Raw genomic sequence first — 18606 nt, 5'->3', positions numbered from 1 at the left:
ATACCGATCAGGCCGCGCTCGTCACCCGGTACACGTCGTAGACACCCTCGATATTGCGGACCGCGTTGAGCACGTGACCGAGATGCTTGGGATCACCCATCTCGAACGTGAAGCGGCTCACCGCGACTCGATCGTTGGATGTGGTGACCGACGCCGACAGGATGTTGACGCGTTCGTCGGCCAGCACCCTCGTGACATCGGAGAGCAGCCGGTGCCGATCAAGAGCCTCGACCTGAATCGCCACCAGGAACACCGAAGTCGGTGACGGCGCCCAGTTCACCTCGATGATGCGTTCCGACTGCTGTTGCAGCGACGCGGCATTCGTGCAGTCGGTGCGGTGCACGCTGACCCCGCCACCCCGGGTGACGAAGCCCATGATGTTGTCGCCGGGAACCGGAGTGCAGCACTTGGCCAGCTTGGTCAGCACCCCGGTCGCACCAGGCACGGCGACCCCGGTGTCGTCGCTGCTGCGCTGGCGCACTGGCATGGTCGCCGGCGTGGAGCGCTCGGCCAGTTCGTCTTCGGCACTCTCAGCGCCGCCGAGCTGTGCCACCAGCCGCTGCACGACATGCCGCGGCGATACATGACCCTCACCGACCGCGGTGTACAGCGCCGAGACGTCGGCGTAGCGGAGTTCCTGGGCGAGCGCCGACATCGCCTCACCGTTGACCAGTTTCTGCAACGGGAGGCCGCCACGTCGCACCTCGCGTGCGATCGAGTCCTTGCCGGCCTCCAGCGCCTCGTCGCGGCGCTCCTTGGCGAACCACTGCCGGATCTTGGCCTTGGCCCGCGGGGACACCACGAAGCCCTGCCAGTCGCGGGACGGCCCGGCATTGGGCGCCTTGGAGGTGAAAACCTCCACCCGCTCACCGTTTTCGAGCTTGCGTTCCAGCGCCACAAGCCGGCCGTCGACCCGGGCGCCGATGCAGCGGTGGCCGACCTCGGTGTGCACCGCGTACGCGAAGTCCACCGGCGTCGAACCGGCCGGCAGGGTGACCACGTCGCCCTTCGGGGTGAACACGAAGATCTCCTGCACCGCAAGGTCGTACCGCAGCGACTCCAGGAACTCGCCGGGGTCCGCGGCTTCCCGCTGCCAGTCCAGAAGCTGTCGCATCCAGGCCGTCTCGTCGATCTCGGCGGCGCTGTGCGGGTGCGGAACACCGTTGCGGCCCTTGGATTCCTTGTAGCGCCAGTGCGCCGCGATGCCGAACTCCGCGGTGTCGTGCATGTCGCGGGTGCGGATCTGCACCTCCAGCGGCTTGCCTTCCGGTCCGACGACCGTGGTGTGCAGCGACTGGTACACCCCGAAACGGGGTTGGGCGATGTAGTCCTTGAACCGGCCGGGCATCGGCTGCCACAGCGAATGCACAACGCCGACAGCGGCATAACAGTCGCGGATCTCTTCACAGAGGATCCGCACACCGACCAGGTCGTGGATGTCGTCGAAGTCGCGGCCCTTGACGATCATCTTCTGGTAGATCGACCAGTAGTGCTTCGGCCTGCCCTCCACGCTGGCGTTGATCTTCATCCCCGACAGCGCGCTGTTGATCTCGACGCGGACCTTGGCCAGGTAGGTGTCCCGCGACGGTGCGCGGTCGGCGACCAGCCGGACGATCTCCTCGTAACGCTTGGGGTGCAGGATCGCGAACGACAAATCCTCGAGTTCCCACTTGACCGTCGCCATCCCCAGCCGATGGGCAAGGGGGGCAATCACTTCCAGCGTCTCGCGAGCTTTGCGGGCCTGCTTCTCCGGCGGCAGGAACCGCATGGTGCGCATGTTGTGCAGCCGGTCGGCGACCTTGATGACCAACACCCGCGGATCGCGCGCCATCGCGATGATCATCTTGCGGATGGTCTCGCCCTCGGCGGCGGTGCCCAGCGCGACCTTGTCCAGCTTGGTCACCCCGTCCACCAGGTGGGCGACCTCCTCGCCGAAGTCGGCGGTCAGCGCCTCCATGGCGTAACCGGTGTCCTCCACGGTGTCGTGCAGCAGCGCGGCCACCAGCGTGATGGTGTCCATGCCGAGTTCGGCGAGGATGTTCGCGACGGCCAGCGGGTGGGTGATGTAGGGATCGCCGGAGCGGCGCAGCTGATCGGCGTGCTTGGCCTCGGCCACCTCATAGGCGCGCTGCAGGATCGCCAGGTCGGCCTTGGGGTAGAACTCCCGGTGGACGGCCACCAGCGGTTCGAGGACCGGGTTGACGGTGCTGCGCTGCGACGTCATCCGCCGTGCGAGCCGGGCTCGCACCCGCCGCGATGCGCTGCTGGTGGTTTTGGGGGTTTCGGTCCGCGGCTCGGCGGGCGGGACGTCGGAGACCGGCGCCGGCGCGGCGGTCAGCGACGCGTTGTCGTCTGCCATGCCGCACCTCCTCGCCACCAGGACCGACTTCGAGGATATCTCCCCGTCCGCGGTCGAGTGGCCGGCCCGGCCCCTCGCGGCTAATCCAGCGCGGAGGTGATCGGCTTGTCCCGGATGACGTAGCTGCCCGGCTCGTTCGGATTCGGCGTCGAGAACGTCGCGCCGTCGAGCTGGTAAGTCGAGTTGCCGAGCTTGATGGTGAAGTCGCCGGTCACGTTCCACACCGGCACCGAACCTTCGATCCACGCCGTCTTGCCCGGGGCGACCGGCACGTTCATCGTCTGCGTGAAGGTGTGGGTCTGTACCCACGTATGGGAGTAGTTGGCGGTGATCTCGATGTTGATGATCGACGCGAGCTTGGCCAGACCGCCGCCGGACAGCTTCACGCTCAACCCCACGGTGTCGGACTGTGACACCTGGTCGGCGATGGCGATGCTGTAGGTCGTTGGTGTCGACGTGGTGTTCGACACCGGGGTGCCGACGGTCCGCACCGGGCTGAAGCCCTTCACTTCGCTCTTCGCGGTGAAGGTGCAGTTTGCTATCGAGCCGTCGTAGCAGACGTTGGGAAGCACCGCCGCGATCTTGGCCGCGTCCGCCGCGCCGAGGGTGATCGTCGGGGCTCCCTGGTCCTGCCCGATCGCCATCTTGTCGTTCGGGACATTGCATTCCCCGTTGCCGCCGGAGCCGCAGCTGGTGGCCCGTGGCTTGGTCTGGAATTTCACCTGGAAGGTCGTGCCCTGGTAGCCGTCGGGCACGTAGCCGAAGTTGGAGGGGGTGTACCCGAAGCCGACGGTGCCGAAATTGGTGACGATGTCACCGACACGGAACAGGTACCAATTGACATCCCAGCTGGCCTCACCGCCCGGCATGATGACCGTGCCGACCGCAGGGCCACCGTCCAGATCACCGGTGCCGCCGGCGTAGCCGTTGAACTTCAGCGGCGCCAGCGTGTAGTTGCGGAACCAGAACCTTTCCGTCACCCCGAGCGTCGGTCTGACCGTGACGTTCACCGGGACCACCGTCAAACCGTTCTGCCCGTCATCGGCGACGACAGTGAAGGTGTCGACCCCACCGCTTTCGGCAAAATCGTTGGTGGGCTTGTAGTAGTAGGTGCCGTTCGGGTTGATCGTCAGCGTGCCGTTGGCCGGCCCCTGGGCGACCCGGTACGTCAGCTTGTCGCCGTTGGGGTCAGAGGGCACCAGATCACCGATCACCTCGCCGGTGACGAACTCGTACACCGCACGCGGGTGCAGGGCCGGAACGGCATTGACCGCGCTGCGATCGGTGGCCCGACGCACCGCGTCGATCGCGTCGAAAAGCATGGTGCGCAACGGCAGCACCGCGCCGACACCACCGGTGTTGGCCGGGTTCGGGGCATAGCCCAGCAGGCTGGCGACATTGGCGGCAAGGATGTCGACATCAATCCGCAGTTGCGACGGCGCACGCAGCTTCCTGGTGGGGGTCGAGGACGCCACCGCCGAGGGCGGCGTCAGGCGTGCGGCCCGTGCAGTGGCTGCCGTGGCGGTCTTGGCCGCCGACGGGGTGGTCGCCGCGGCGCGAGCGCGCGGCTTGGCCGGTCCGTGCCCGACACTCGTGCGGGCGGCCGACGACGACGAATCCGGCGTATCGGCGGATGCCGTCGCGCAGGCGCTGCCGATCGCCAGCCCCACCCCGACGGCGAAAGCTGCTGCGGCGAGCCGCGGAACCAGAATGGTGGATTGCACAGATGCCTCCTCGGCGGGCCCCCGACAGGCCGCTCTGCGCAAGCATCGCCGAGTCATCCGGTGACGGACAACACGAATGTCAAACTGCCACTTGGCGTTTGCCGGGCCGCCATACGGCGGTCCGGACAGTTAACCGGCTCAGATGGTTTGCAGGCTGGTCACCTGCAGCGGCGCGACCTTCTCGCGCCCGCCGAGGCCGGGCAGTTCCAGCACCACCGCGGCAGCGGACACCTCCGCCCCACTTGCCGCCAGCAGGGAACGCGCCGCAGCCAGGGTTCCCCCGGTGGCGAGCACGTCGTCGATGATGACCACGCGCCGCCCGGCCAGCTCGATCCCGTCGGCCGGGATCTCCAATGTGGCCGTGCCGTATTCGAGCGTGTAGGTCTCGCTGTGCACCGGCGGAGGCAGCTTCCCGCCTTTGCGGACGGCCAGCACGCCGATACCGAGCCGATGGGCGACCGCGCCGCCGAGCAGGAATCCACGGGCATCGATGCCGGCCACCAGATCGGCGCCCTCGGCGATCTCGGCCATCGCCGCGGTGATGACGGCCAGACCGTGCCGGTCGGCCAGCACCGGGGTGAGGTCCTTGAATTGGATGCCCGGCTCCGGGAAGTCCGGCACCTCCCGGATGAGCGCCGTGAGGACGTCGGCCACCGCCGAGGCGCTCTGTCGCCGGCCTTCCGGCTCCGAAGAAGACGTCACTTCTCGAACACCCACCTGTCCATGTTCCAGCCCGCGCCCCACTTGGTGGGATTGCCCTCGACGGCGTACATCTTCTTCGATACCAGCATGGTGCGCTGCTGACGGTACAGCGGCAGGGTCGGCATGTCGCCCCACAGAATCGGGGAACTGTCAGCCAGCGACCTGGCCTGTTCCTTCGAATCGGAGGTGATGGCCAGCGCCGAGATGATGCCGTCGATCTGCGGATTGGAGTACCGCGGCAAGTTGTTGCCGTTGCCGGCGAACAGCGTGTAGGCATCCAGCGCCGACGACCCGGTCGAGCCACTGCCGGTCGCGCCGCCGGTGCTGGCCAGCAGGACGTCGAGCTGGCCGTCACGCAGCGCCTGCGGGCCCGCCGACTCCGACGTCGCATCGACGACGGTGATACCGGCCGCCGCGCACGACTTGGTGATCGCGCCGACGGTGGCCGCCAGCCGCGGATTGGGCGCCTGGTAGCCGATCCGCACGGTCAGCGGCTGGCCGCCGAGCGCATCGCGGGCGGCGTCGGGGTTGGCCGCACCGAACTGAGGGCCGATCGCCACCCCTTCGATGCCGCTGAAGGCGTCGTCGGTCGCGGGATTGAGGCGGGCATTCGAGATCGGCGTCTCGGCGTTCAACGCGATCAGGTCGCGCGGGGTGCACAGCGCCACCGCGCGGCGGGCCGGCGTCGCGGCCAAGGGTCCGGCCGGGGCGAAGATCAGCTGCTCGATCCCGCCGGACGGCAGCTCGCGGCGGTCGTAGCCGTCGGGGGTGGTCAGCGTGCCCGACGATCCGGTGGCCACGTCGACCACCTGGAACGTGCCGCTGTTGATGCGGTCTTGTACATCGACGCCGCGCGGCCACACCGTGATCCGCTTGGTGATCGGCTTGGCGCCCCACCAGCGGTCATTGGCGGTGAGGACCACCGCGCCCTCGGGCAGCACCGCGTCGATCTTGTACGGCCCCGACGACGGAAAGCGCTTGAGGTCGTCGGCACTCAGGCCGGGCTTGAGATCCCACACCGAGTTCCACGCCTGGGCGATGCGGTCGATGGCGGCAGGGTCGCCGCCCTGGATCGTCCGGGTGACATCGACGCCGAGGACGTCGCCGAGCACGTGCGACGGCATCATCGAGGTGGCGGTGAACAACTGCAGGTAGTCGGTGACGGCGCGGCCCGGAAAGTACGTGACCCGGGCCTTCTTCTGGCCCGGCTGACAGTCCACGGTGTCGATGTCCAGGTAGCCGGCGCGGCTGGCGGCATCGAACGCCGGGAACCGCCCCGACTGCGCCGCCCACGCCAGCACCATGTCGTCACAGGTCACCGGCTTGCCGTCGGAATACACGGCGTTGTCGGCGATCTGATAGTCCAGCACCAGCGGATCGCGGCCCACCACCGACACCGACCCGAAGTCGTGATCGGCCAGCACCTGGCCGTCGGGCCCGTGGAAATTGAAGCCGGTGAGCACCCGCGCGAAGGCCTGCGGACCCGCCGAGGCCGCCCCGCGCACCGTATTGGTGTTGTAGGTGAGCAGCATGCCGTCGACGGCGTAGTTGATCTGGTCCGCCGGGCTACCCGAACACGACGTCAGGACGCTCGGCGCGAGCACCCCCAGGACGGCGGCCACTGCGACAGCGGCGGCGCGCCTGCGCCTGACTGCCATGGCGCGCTATCGCCCGCGGGGGCTGCGTTTGCCCGTCGGCCGGCCCGGGCGGGCCGGACGGGCACCCGGCGAGGGCTTGTTGCCGACCGCGGGAGTCCCCCCGATGGCCGCCTCGGCCGGGACCGCGCCGGCGGCCTCGTCCAGATCCGCGGCTCCCCCGGTGACGACATCGCCGGCCGTCGCGGACGGCTTGCGGCGGTTGAGCACCCGGCGGGTGTGCGTGCGCACCAGGTCGGTGCGCTCGCGCAGCGTCACCAGCAGCGGGGTCGCGAAGAAGATCGACGAGTAGGTGCCGACGATGACACCGACCAGCTGCACCAGCGCCAGGTCCATCAGCGTGCCGACACCGAGCAGCCACACCGCGACCACGATCAGCGCCACGATCGGTAGCACCGAGATGAGGCTGGTGTTGATCGATCGCATGAAGGTCTGGTTCACCGCGAGGTTGGCCTGTTCGGCGAACGTTCTTCGGGTGGTGTGCTCGAACCCGTGGGTGTTCTCCTCCACCTTGTCGAACACGATGACCGTGTCGTACAGCGAGAAGCCGAGGATTGTGAGCAGACCGATCACCGTCGCCGGCGTGACCTCGAAGCCGACGATCGAGTACACCCCGGCCGTGACGACGAGGTCGAACACCAGCGTCAGCAACGCCGACATCGCCATGTACCGCTCGTAACGGAAGGTGATGTAAATCGCCGCGAGCACCAGGAACACCGCGAGCGCGATCAGCGCCTTCTTGGTGATCTGGTCGCCCCAGGTCTCCGAGACCGCGGAGTCGCTGATCGTCGCCTTGTCGGGCTGACCGTTGCCGGCCTTCGGCTTGAACGCCTCGAACAGCGCGTCGCGAAGCCGCTCGGTCTCCTGGTTGGTCAGCGCCTCCGAGCGGATCTGCACCGTGGCGGAGCTGCCGTTGCCGACCAGCACGACCGATCCCGGCGCCCGGCCCAGCGTCTTGGAGAAGACGTCTTCCACCTGCTGGGTTGTCGCGGTGCCGTTCTGACCGGCGACCGGCATGCCGACCTTGGTGCCGCCCTCGAAATCGATACCGAAGGTGAAGCCCTTCAGCGCGATGCTCGCGATGCAGGCCAGGACGATCAGCCCGCTGACCGCATACCAGAGCTTGCGTTTACCGATGACCTCGAAGGCACCGGTGCCGGTGTAGAGGCGGACGAAGAAGCCGTGCTTGGGCGCGCCGGCGCCGGCCGCTTCCAGGTCGGGTGCTTCGACGGCGGTGGATGCCGTGTCTTCTGCAGTGTCCGCTGCGGTGTCTTTGGCCATGGGAGTTACCTCCGTCCCGTCGCAGTGGCGGCGGCTCGCCGTTCTCGGGCGATCTGCTGCACCGCGCCGAGACCGTTGAACGCCGGTTTGGCCATAGTCGTCGACTTCGACGCCAGGAACACCAGCGGCCAGGTCACCAGGAACACCACGACGACGTCGAGAATCGTCGTCAAGCCGAGGGTGAAGGCGAAGCCCTTCACCTGACCGACGGCCAGGAAGTACAGCACCGCGGCGGCCAGGAAGGTGACCGCGTTGCCGGACAGAATCGTCTTACGGGCGCGCGCCCAACCGCGCGGCACCGCCGAGCGGAACGAACGCCCTTCTCGGATCTCGTCCTTGATGCGTTCGAAGAACACCACGAACGAGTCGGCGGTCGTGCCGATACCGATGATCAGACCGGCGATACCGGCCAGGTCGAGGGTGTAGTTGATGTATCTCCCGAGCAGCACCAGGATGCCGAACACCATGGCGCCGGAGGCGACGAGCGACAGCGCCGTCAACAGTCCCAGCACCCGGTAGTAGAGCAGCGAGTACAGCAGCACCAGCCCCAGTCCGATCGCGCCCGCGATCAGGCCGGCCCGAAGCGACGCCAATCCCAGTGTCGCCGAGACGGTTTCGGCCTCCGAGGACTCGAAGGACAACGGCAGCGATCCGTATTTCAGAACGTTGGCCAGTTGTTTGGCGGTGTCGGCGGTGAACGGCGGGTTGCCACCGCTGATCTGGGTCCGCCCGCCGGGGATCGCCTCGCGGATCTGCGGGGCGCTGACCACCTGGGAGTCCAGGGTGAACGCCGTCTGGGTGCCGATGTTGGCGGCGGTGAAGTCCGCCCACGTCGTGGACGCCTTGTCCTTGAACTCGACGTTGACGACATAGGCGCCGCTCTGCTGGTCGAAGCCCGAGGACGCGTCCTTGATCTCGTCGCCGCTGATGATCGACTTGTCCAGCACATAGATGTACTTGTGGTCCTGCGAGCACGCGACCAGCGGCAGGTTCGGGTCGTCGTTACCGGCCAGGATGTCCGGCTCGTCGCACTTGCCCGCCATGTACTGCACCGCGATCAGCAGCAGGTTCTGGTTGGTGCTCTGCCGCAGTTGCTTCTCGAAGCTGATGCGCGCCGCGAGGTCCTTGCGGGGGTCCGGCGGGGCCGGTGCCGCGGGCGGGGCCGGTTGCCCGGGAGCGGGTGGAGCCGGGACCGCCGTCGGCGGCTGGCTGGGCGCAGGCGCGGGTGGTGCGGGGGTGGGTGACGGTGCCGGCTCTTGCGGGTAGGGGCGCGGTTGCGGTGCTGGCGCGGGTGCCGCCGGCGGTGGGGCGGCCGGCTCACCGGCCGCGGGTGCCGGTGCGCCGGGGGCAGGCGCACCTGCCGGCGGCGCGCCGGGGGCCGGGGCGCCGGGTGCCGGTGCGGGCACCGGACCGCCGGGCCCGCCGGCGCCGGGCACGCCCGCCGCCTGCATCTGCTGCTTGACGGCCTCGACCGGGATCGGCTGACCGATCACCGGGCGGATGAACAGCCGGGCGGTCTGACCCAGATTGCGGGCCTCGTTGCCGTCGTTACCGGGAACGGTGATGACGAGGTTGTCGCCGTCGATCACGACTTCTGAGCCCGACACGCCAAGACCGTTGACGCGGGCGCCGATGATCTGCTGAGCCTGATTCAACGCGTCGCGCGTCGGACGGGAGCCGTCCGGGGTGCGTGCGGTCAGGGTGACGCGGGTCCCGCCCTGCAGGTCGATGCCCAGCTTGGGGCTCGAGTGTTTGTCTCCGGTGAGGAAGACCAGCAGGTACACCCCGATGAGCAAGACCAGGAACAGCGCCAGCCATCGGTAGGGATGCACCGGCGCCGAAGACGATGCCACGTTGTTGTCTCTCCTAGGTTGTGCCGCGACCCGCTGGGTCCCGCTACAGATCTCAGTGCCCGTCCCGCGGACGCGGTCCTCTTCAACTCCCGCTAGAGGGTACGTGGCGAGCCTGGCGATCAGTCTTTGGTCAGGCGGTCCGCGTCGGACTCGGTGAGCTCGGTGGCCCCACTCGTCTCGTCGTCGGTGTCGTCGGCCTCGTCCTCGATGCGGTCGCGGATGGCCAGTTTCATCCAGGTGGTCACGACGCCGGGGGCGATCTCGAGGTCGACGGTGTCGTCGGTGATCCCGGTGATCGTGGCCTGAAGGCCGGAGGTGGTGTGCACCCGGTCGCCGACAGTCAAGGACTCATGCAGGTCGATGGTGGCCTGCATGGCCTTGCGCTGGCGCCGGGAGGCGAAATACATGAATGCGCCCATGATGATGATCAGGGGCAGGAAGACGAGCAGGTCCATGGCGGAACAATTCTTTCGTTTCGGATGCCGGGTTCAGCGCGCCGCGACCGTCAGGTCGCGGGCTTCATAGCTGACCAGTCTGCCATTGCGCCGGTCCGGCTTGGACCGGCACCGCCGGTGGAAGATGGTCGGATGGACCTGATCGATGCCCTGCGCAGCACCGGGTCGGTGCGCGAGTTCACCGACGAGCCGGTCGACGACACGGTGCTGGCACGCATCCTCGACACCGCGCGCTTCGCGCCCAGCGGCGCCAACGCGCAGGCCTGGCGCCTGGTCGTGGTGAAGGATCCCGAGGTCCGCGGACGTCTGCGTGAGCTGTATCGGCAGCCGTGGGTCGAGTACCTGGCACTCACCGCGGCCGGGCTGCGGCCGTGGGCCCCGGTCAACGACCCCGCCGCCGAGACGTCCGCCCTTGCCGCCGGCACCGGGCAGGCCGAGCAGGCCGCGGCAAGCGGCTTGGCCGCCCACCTCGACGAGGTGCCCGTTCTGCTGGCGTTGTTCGCGGACCTGTCGCAGCTGGCGGCCGTCGACCGAGATCTCGACCGCTATTCACTGGCCGGCGGCGCCTCGGTCTACCCCTTCGCCTGGAGCATCCTGCTGGCCGCCCGCGCAGAAGGGATCGGCGGCGTGCTGACCACGATGCTCATCAGGGAAGAAGACGAGGTCAAGCGCCTGCTCGGCGCCGAGGGACCGTTGGCGCTGGCGGCGGTGATCGCGCTGGGTCACCCGGTTCGCCAGGTCAGACGGCTGACCCGCCAGCCGGTGGAATCGTTCGCCACGGTGGACCGGGTCGACGGCACGCCCTTTCCCGCGGCTGGTCCGACTGATTGCGTTGATTGAGTGGCCTCAAGCGACGCAATCCATTGTCCAATAGCCCGTGGGGCTAAGTTTTCAGTTGCATCGCGCTGTCACGCGACTAGGCTCGAAATGCCCTCGTCGCGCCAGCCACTCGCCTAGGAGACCGAAAGTGACCACCCTCGAGCAGAGCCGCAAACTCGTCACCGAGATTCCCGGCCCCGGGTCCATCGAACTGAGCAAGCGCAGGGTCGCCGCGGTGTCGCACGGCGTCGGCGTCACGATGCCGGTCTTCACCGCGCGTGCCGGCGGCGGGATCATCGAAGACGTCGACGGCAACCGTTTGATCGACCTCGGCTCGGGCATCGCGGTCACGACGATCGGCAACGCGTCGCCGCGGGTGGTCGAAGCCGTACAGGCGCAGGTCGCCGACTTCACCCACACCTGCTTCATGGTGACGCCGTACGAGGAGTACGTCGCCGTCGCCGAGCACCTCAACCGGCTCACCCCGGGCTCCTACGAGAAGCGCTCCGCGTTGTTCAACTCCGGATCCGAAGCCGTGGAGAACGCGGTCAAGATCGCCCGCTCCTACACCCGCAAGACCGCGGTGGTGGCCTTCGACCACGCCTATCACGGGCGCACCAACCTGACGATGGCGCTGACCGCGAAGTCGATGCCCTACAAGAGCGGGTTCGGCCCGTTCGCCCCCGAGATCTACCGCGCCCCACTCTCCTACCCCTTCCGCGACGGGCTGATCGACAAGGAATGGGCCACCGACGGTGAACTGGCCGCCGAGCGGGCGCTGAACATCATCGACAAGCAGATCGGCGCGGCCAATCTGGCCGCGGTGATCATCGAGCCGATCCAGGGCGAGGGCGGCTTCATCGTTCCCGCACCCGGGTTCCTGCCGACACTGCGGGCATGGTGTTCGGAGAACAACGTGGTGTTCATCGCTGACGAGGTCCAGACCGGGTTCGCCCGCACCGGCACGATGTTCGCCTGCGAGGACGAGGGCATCGAGCCGGATCTGATCGTGACGGCCAAGGGTATCGCCGACGGTCTGCCGCTGTCGGCGGTGACCGGGCGCGCGGAGATTATGGACGCCCCGCACGTCAGCGGTCTCGGTGGCACCTACGGCGGTAATCCCCTGGCCTGTGCGGCCGCGCTGGCCACCATCGAGACCATCGAACTCGACGGCCTGGTGGATCGGGCCAAGCAGATCGAAGCGGTGATGAAGGACAAGCTCGGCCGGATGCAGGCCGACGACGACCGCATCGGCGATGTGCGCGGCCGCGGCGCGATGATCGCCGTCGAGTTGGTGAAATCCGGTACCGCCGAACCGGATCCGGAGCTCGCCAAGACGCTGGCGGCCACCGCGCACGCCCAGGGCGTGGTGGTGCTGACGTGTGGGACATACGGCAATGTGCTGCGGTTCCTGCCGCCGTTGGCGATCAGCGACGAGCTGCTGACCGAGGGACTCGACGTGCTGGCCGAGATTCTCGCCGGCCTTCGATGACCCAGAACTTCATCGACGGCGAGCTCGTCGACTCGGTGAGCGGGGCGACGATGCCGATCGTCGACCCGTCCACCGGCGAAAAGTACGGCACCGCACCGATTTCCACGGAACAGGACATCGACAACGCGTACGCCGCGGCGAGCCGGGCGTTCACCGACTGGAAGCGCACCACACCCTCGCAGCGGCAGAAGGCGTTGCTGGATTTCGCCGACGACGTCGAAAAGCAGGCGGACAGCCTGGTTACCGCCGAGGGGCGCAACACCGGCAAGCCCAATCACGTCACGCTGGCCGAAGAGATCCCCCCGATGCTCGACCAGATCCGGTTCTTCGCCGGTGCGGCAAGGATTCTGGAGGGCAAATCGGCGGGCGAATACCTGGCCGACCACACCTCGTGGATCCGTCGTGAGCCGGTTGGGGTGATCGGGCAGGTCGCGCCCTGGAACTATCCGATGATGATGGCGATCTGGAAGCTCTGCCCCGCGATCGCCGCGGGCAACACCGTCGTGCTCAAACCCAGTGACACCACCCCCGTCACCACGGTGATGCTGGCCGAGATCGCCGCCAGGCACTTCGGGCCCGGTGTGCTCAACGTCGTGTGCGGTGACCGGGTGACGGGCGCAGGCGTCGTCGCGCACCCGACCCCCCAGATGGTGTCGATCACCGGATCGGTCGCCGCAGGGCGTGCGGTCGCGGTCAGCGCCGGCGGCCACCTCAAACGCACCCACCTCGAACTCGGCGGCAAAGCGCCGGTGATCGTGTTCGACGACGCCGACATCGCCGCCGCCGCAGAGGGAATCGCGACGGCCGGATACTTCAACGCCGGCCAGGACTGCACCGCGGCCACCCGGGTGCTGGCCCGCGCGGGGGTGGCCGCGGACCTCACCGCCGCGCTGGCCGAACAGGCCGCGGCCGCGGCCACGACGTTCGGGCGCGCCGCCGACGATGAGGATGCCTGGGTGCCGCCGGTCAACAACGCCGATCAGCTCGACCGGGTGCTGGGGTTCCTGTCCGACGTCCCGGCTCACGCGACGGTCGCAGCCGGCGGAAAACGCCAGGGCGACAAGGGTTTCTACATTGAACCAACGGTGATCGGCGGCCTGCGCCAGGACGACCGGCACGTCCAGGAGGAGATCTTCGGGCCGGTGATCACCGTGCAGTCGTTCGCCGACGAGGACGAGGCGCTCCGCTGGGCGAATGGCGTGGAGTACGGCCTGGCCTCGTCGGTGTGGACCTCGAACGTGTCGCGCGCCCTTCGGGTGTCCAATGCGCTGGATTTCGGATGCGTGTGGATCAACACGCACATTCCACTGGTCGCCGAAATGCCGCATGGCGGTTTCAAGTCGTCAGGCCACGGCAAAGATCTGTCGATGTACTCACTTGAGGACTACACGCGCATCAAGCACGTGATGGCCTACACCGGCTGAGTCGCGCCTCGGGCTTGGCCACCACGTCGGCAATCCGGCGGCGGATCTCGTCGTCGGTCAGGTCCGCCATGACGAGCCGGCCCAGTTCGTCATCCGCTGGTCGCCGGCACCGCTCGGCAATGAGAACGTCGACGTAGCAATTCAATTCGTCCACCGCCCGGCCGCTGGGCAGTTCGTCGGCCCACCGCCAGAACAGCACCCGATCGTCGTCCGGCACACCCAAAGCGGTACAGATATCGGATATCCGGATGAAGTCTTCGTCGGGAACGAACGGTGCGGCCATGGCTACCACTGTGTCCCCAACGCGACCGGATCCCATCACCGATGTGGTGCACATCGCACAGTGATGTCGGTTACGGGACATCGGTTACGCGCCGCCCGCCGACTCTGATGGGCCGCGGGCGGCGCTCAACCGGATTCCTAGTGCGCGACCGGGGTCCGGCGCGAACCGCCGAACATGTCACGCAAGCCGCGACGGCGGCGTGGCTCTTCGTCGGCCACGTCGGTGGTCCGGCGATGGTGCGCCTCGACCATGGGCTCGCTCGTGGTAGCCGCGTCAACCGGCTCACCGGCAACGGGTTCGGCGACCACCGGCCGCGTCGCGTAGCGCACGTCACGCACGCTGTGCACCGACACCCGGCCCAACGCCACCGCGCCGAAGAAGATGATCAGTGCGCCGAGGCCGCTCCAGAACGCCAGCTCGATCGCAACCTGGCCGGCCGTGCTGCTGGCCACCGGTGCGCCGACGTCGCCGAGGCCCCAGGGGCCCGCGAAGAGCCGGCCCACCACGAACCAGGCGCCGGCGACAACAGCCAGCCAGCCGCCGAGCAGAGCGGTCGCCCGGTTGCGCGACATCAGCAACAGCACTCCGCCAAGGACCGCGACCGCGCCGGGCAGGACCTCGAGCCAGCCGCGGGCCGCGGTCCAGGCCCATGGCGAGTCCGGGGCATAGGCGAAGTCGAAGTACGGCCCGACGAACGGAATCAGCGCTCCCCAGAGCCCCAGCACTACAAGCAGAAATCCACTGGCCGCGCCGCGGCTGCGCGCGATCTCCATCCGGCCCGCACGAGGATCCAGGCGGGTATCTACGTCTTTCATGACGCCTCCTTGACTCAAGGGTGTGTCCCGAGATGAGGATCGGGTACCCGGGCGTCGCGCAGCTCTAACGGCGCTGGTGCGGCCGGACAGAGAGCAAGTTCACAGGACTGGTTCCTAGCATCGACCGTGACCGAGGAATAACGTTAGTTTTGCTAACGTAGTTTAATTTGGGCGCAACGAGGCGCCCGCCAATCTTTCTTTCTCTAGTTCGTTGATGGAGTCTCGTCATGCCGACTGATACTCGCGAAGCCCGGTTTGAGCAGCGCGTTGCCGATCTGTACACCTCCGACCCCCAGTTCGCCGCGGCCGCACCCGACCCACAGGTGACCGCGGCCGCCGCCACCCCCGGCCTGCCTCTTTCCGCCGTCATAACGACCGTTTTCGACGGCTACGCCGACCGCCCCGCCGTGGGCCAGCGGGCGGTGAGGTTCGTGGCGGATCCGCAGACCCGACGCACCACCGCCGAGCTGATGCAGGCGTTCGACACCATCACCTATCGGCAACTGTGGGATCGGGTGCGGGCGGTCGCCGGAGCGTGGTCCGCCGACCCCGTCGCCGTGGGCGACCGCGTCGCGATCCTCGGATTCACCAGTGTCGACTACACGACCATCGACCTCGCGCTGACGCAGCTCGGCGCGGTGTCAGTGCCGCTGCAGACCAGTGCCGGTGCGGCCGCGCTGACACCGATCATCGCCGAGACCGAACCCGTACTTGTCGCCTCGAGCATCGACAACCTCGATGACGCCGTCGAGCTCGTCCTCACCGGGCCGGCACCGAAAAGCCTCGTGGTCTTCGACTTTCGGCCAGAGGTCGACGACCAGCGCGACGCGTTGGCCGCCGCCCGTGACCGCCTGACCGGCACCAGCATTACCGTGACCACCCTGGCCGACGAGATCACCCGTGGCGCAGACAGTTCCGTTGCCAATGCGGACAATGCCGGGGATGACCCGCTGGCTCTGCTGATCTACACCTCCGGAAGCACCGGCGCCCCGAAGGGTGCGATGTACCCGGCGTCCAAGGTCGCCGACATGTGGCTTGCCGCCGCCGCGCATTGGGACGACAAGCAGGGCGCTTACCCGTCGATCGTGCTGAGCTTCATGCCGATGAGCCACGTGATGGGCCGCGGCGCCCTGTATGGAGCGTTGAGCACCGGTGGCACAGTCTATTTCGCCGCACGGCCCGACCTGTCGACGTTCCTCGAGGACTTGGCTTTGACCCGCCCGACGCAGCTGAACCTGGTTCCCCGGGTATGGGACATGATCCATCAAGAAGTGCAAAGCGATGTCGACCGCCGCGCACGCGAGGCCACCGAGGCCGAGGTGCTGGCAGAGAAGCGCGCCAGCCTGCTGGGTGACCGATTCGTCTCCGCGCTCACCGGCTCGGCGCCGATCGCACCGGAACTCAAAGAGTGGGTCGAGAAGTTCCTCGACATGCACCTGGTCGAGGGCTACGGCTCCACCGAGGCCGGCGCCGTGTTCGTCGACGGGATGGTGCGCCGCCCGCCGGTGACCGACTACAAGCTGGTCGATGTCCCGGAGCTGGGGTACTTCGGTACCGATCTGCCGCATCCGCGCGGCGAGCTGTTGGTGAAGTCGACGCAACTGTTCCCGGGCTATTACAAGCGGCCCGAGGTCACCGCAGCGATGTTCGACGAGGACGGCTTCTACCGCACCGGCGACATCGTCGCCGAGACCGCGCCCGACCATCTGCAGTATGTGGACCGGCGCAACAATGTTCTCAAGTTGTCGCAGGGCGAGTTCGTCACCGTCTCCAAACTGGAGGCCGCGTTCGGGCGCAGCCCGCTGGTGCACCAGATCTACTTGTACGGCAACAGCGCCCGGCCCTACCTGCTGGCCGTCGTGGTGCCGACCGCCGAAGCGGTGGCCGATCACGACGCGGCTGAGCTCAAGGCCCTGATCGCCGACTCGCTGCAGGACGCCGCGCGGAACGCACGGTTGCAGTCCTACGAGATCCCGCGTGACTTCCTGGTCGAGACAACGCCTTTCACCGTAGAGAACGGACTGCTGACCGGTATCCGCAAGCTGGCCTGGCCGCGCCTGAAGGAACGCTACGGCTCCGCCCTCGAGCAGCTCTATGTCGATCTCGCCGAAGGTCAGGCCGACGAGCTGCGGGAGCTGCGGCAGAGCGGTGCCGACGCCCCCGCGCTGGCGACCATCACCCGCGCCGCCGGCGCGCTGCTGGGAGCCGCGGCGGCCGACCTGCAGCCCGATGCCCACTTCACCGATCTCGGCGGAGACTCGCTGTCGGCGTTGACATTCGCCAATCTGCTCAACGAGATCTTCGATATCGAGGTGCCGGTGGGTGTGATCGTCAGCCCGGCCAACGACCTGCAGGCCATCGCCGCCTACATCGACAGTGAGCGCAACTCCGGCAGTAAGCGCCCGACGTTCGCCTCGGTTCACGGCGCCGGCGCCACTGAAGCACATGCCCGTGATCTGACGCTGGACCGCTTCATCGATGCCGCCACCTTGGCCGCCGCACCGCAGCTGCCCGGCCCGGCCAGCGAGATCCGCACCGTATTGCTCACCGGCGCAACCGGATTCCTGGGTCGCTACCTGGCACTGGATTGGCTCGAGCGGATGGACCTGGTGGACGGCAAGGTGATCTGCCTGGTCCGCGCCAAGGATGACGAGGCCGCGCGCGCCCGGCTGGATGCCACGTTCGACAGCGGCGACCCCAAACTTCTGGCGCACTATCGGAAGCTGGCCGCCGAACACCTCGAGGTCATCGCCGGCGACAAAGGTGAGGAGAACCTCGGCCTCGACGGGGCCACGTGGCAGCGATTGGCCGACACCGTCGACCTGATCGTCGACCCGGCCGCGCTGGTCAACCATGTGCTGCCCTACCGGGAGTTGTTCGGGCCCAACGCCGTTGGTACCGCTGAGCTCATCCGGATCGCGCTGACCACCCGGCTCAAGCCGTTCGTCTACGTCTCGACGATCGGTGTGGGTGCGGGGATCACGCCGGGGCGCTTCATCGAGGACGGCGACATCCGCGAGATCAGCGCGACCCGCGCGGTCGACGACTCGTACGCCAACGGTTACGGCAACAGCAAGTGGGCCGGCGAGGTGCTGCTGCGTGAGGCCAACGACCTGTGCGGCCTTCCGGTGTCGGTGTTCCGCTGCGACATGATCCTTGCCGACACCACCTACGGTGGTCAGCTCAACCTGCCCGACATGTTCACCCGGATGATGCTGAGCCTGGTGGCCACCGGCATCGCGCCGGCGTCGTTCTACGAACTCGACGCCGACGGCAACCGTCAGCGTGCGCACTACGACGGCCTGCCGGTGGAGTTCATCGCCGAGGCGATCTCCACCTTGGGCGCGCACGTGACCCAGGGGTTCGAGACCTATCACGTGATGAATCCCTACGACGACGGCCTCGGGCTCGACGAGTTCGTCGACTGGCTGATCGACGCCGGCTACCCGATACAGCGGATCGCGGAGTACGACAGCTGGCTGCAGCGGTTCGAAACCGCGATGCGGGCACTGCCGGACCGGCAGCGTCAGTACTCGCTGCTGCCGCTGCTGCACAACTACCAGCACCCGGAACGGCCGGTCCGCGGATCGATCGCGCCGACCGAGCGGTTCCGCGCCGCGGTGCAGGACGCGAAGATCGGTCCGGACAAGGACATTCCGCACGTGTCGGCGGAGGTCATCGTCAAGTACATCACCGATTTGCAGTTGCTGGGCCTGCTGTAAACCGAGCCGCATCGTCACCCGG

Annotated in this window: 13 protein-coding genes; 4 read left to right on the top strand and 9 right to left on the bottom strand. The window is 67.8% G+C overall.

All coding sequences use genetic code 11. The features are described 5' to 3' along the window. Nucleotides 1-7: 7 nt before the first annotated feature. The 7 genes from CRM90_RS09515 to yajC form a co-directional block, all read right to left on the bottom strand. Complete coding sequence (locus CRM90_RS09515) at nucleotides 8-2359, bottom strand: RelA/SpoT family protein (protein ID WP_102806726.1); 2352 nt, start codon at nucleotides 2357-2359, stop codon at nucleotides 8-10. Nucleotides 2360-2439: 80 nt separating this feature from the next. Further along, nucleotides 2440-4083, bottom strand: a complete 1644-nt coding sequence (locus tag CRM90_RS09510) for a cadherin-like domain-containing protein (protein ID WP_102806725.1) — start codon at nucleotides 4081-4083, stop codon at nucleotides 2440-2442. Between the two features lie 138 nt (nucleotides 4084-4221). Further along, nucleotides 4222-4737: an adenine phosphoribosyltransferase gene (locus CRM90_RS09505; protein ID WP_370506936.1), complete on the bottom strand. Its 516-nt coding sequence runs from the start codon at nucleotides 4735-4737 to the stop codon at nucleotides 4222-4224. A gap of 44 nt (nucleotides 4738-4781) precedes the next feature. Then, a complete protein-coding gene (locus CRM90_RS09500) occupies nucleotides 4782-6443 on the bottom strand; it encodes an ABC transporter substrate-binding protein (protein ID WP_102806723.1) in 1662 nt (553 codons plus the stop codon). A 6-nt stretch (nucleotides 6444-6449) separates the two neighbouring features. After that, nucleotides 6450-7721, bottom strand: coding sequence for a protein translocase subunit SecF (secF, locus tag CRM90_RS09495; RefSeq protein ID WP_102806722.1), 1272 nt, complete (start codon nucleotides 7719-7721; stop codon nucleotides 6450-6452). Between the two features lie 5 nt (nucleotides 7722-7726). Further along, nucleotides 7727-9574: a protein translocase subunit SecD gene (gene secD, locus CRM90_RS09490; RefSeq protein ID WP_102806721.1), complete on the bottom strand. Its 1848-nt coding sequence runs from the start codon at nucleotides 9572-9574 to the stop codon at nucleotides 7727-7729. A gap of 119 nt (nucleotides 9575-9693) precedes the next feature. Then, the gene (gene yajC / locus CRM90_RS09485) at nucleotides 9694-10029 is read right to left on the bottom strand and encodes a preprotein translocase subunit YajC (protein WP_102806720.1); all 336 of its coding nucleotides are present in this window, start codon (nucleotides 10027-10029) and stop codon (nucleotides 9694-9696) included. A 132-nt stretch (nucleotides 10030-10161) separates the two neighbouring features. On the opposite strand from yajC, the gene CRM90_RS09480 reads away from it, so the two are divergent. From CRM90_RS09480 to CRM90_RS09470, 3 genes are all read left to right on the top strand, one after another. Continuing rightward, entirely contained in the window at nucleotides 10162-10869 is a 708-nt protein-coding gene (locus CRM90_RS09480; RefSeq protein WP_102806719.1) for a nitroreductase family protein, read from the top strand. Nucleotides 10870-10996: 127 nt separating this feature from the next. Next, a complete protein-coding gene (gabT, locus tag CRM90_RS09475) occupies nucleotides 10997-12340 on the top strand; it encodes a 4-aminobutyrate--2-oxoglutarate transaminase (RefSeq protein ID WP_102806718.1) in 1344 nt (447 codons plus the stop codon). After that, nucleotides 12337-13764, top strand: coding sequence for a gamma-aminobutyraldehyde dehydrogenase (locus tag CRM90_RS09470; protein ID WP_102806717.1), 1428 nt, complete (start codon nucleotides 12337-12339; stop codon nucleotides 13762-13764). Before gabT ends, CRM90_RS09470 begins: the two co-directional genes overlap by 4 nt. Here the strand turns inward: CRM90_RS09470 and CRM90_RS09465 are convergent. Both CRM90_RS09465 and CRM90_RS09460 read right to left on the bottom strand, forming a co-directional pair. Beyond that, nucleotides 13736-14047: a hypothetical protein gene (locus tag CRM90_RS09465; RefSeq protein WP_102806716.1), complete on the bottom strand. Its 312-nt coding sequence runs from the start codon at nucleotides 14045-14047 to the stop codon at nucleotides 13736-13738. The genes CRM90_RS09470 and CRM90_RS09465 overlap by 29 nt on opposite strands. A 137-nt stretch (nucleotides 14048-14184) precedes the next feature. Next, nucleotides 14185-14862 (bottom strand): hypothetical protein, encoded by a 678-nt coding sequence (locus tag CRM90_RS09460; protein ID WP_199189830.1) that lies wholly within the window; start codon nucleotides 14860-14862, stop codon nucleotides 14185-14187. A gap of 227 nt (nucleotides 14863-15089) precedes the next feature. Here CRM90_RS09460 and car point away from each other — a divergent pair, with 227 nt between their 5' ends. Next, on the top strand, nucleotides 15090-18584 hold the full coding sequence (car, locus tag CRM90_RS09455) for a carboxylic acid reductase (RefSeq protein WP_102806714.1): 3495 nt from the start codon (nucleotides 15090-15092) through the stop codon (nucleotides 18582-18584). The last annotated feature ends 22 nt before the right edge of the window (nucleotides 18585-18606 follow it).

It is taken from the genome of Mycobacterium sp. ENV421 (assembly GCF_002887815.1).
GTDB lineage: Bacteria > Actinomycetota > Actinomycetes > Mycobacteriales > Mycobacteriaceae > Mycobacterium.
This window is presented reverse-complemented; position numbering and strand designations above follow the sequence as displayed.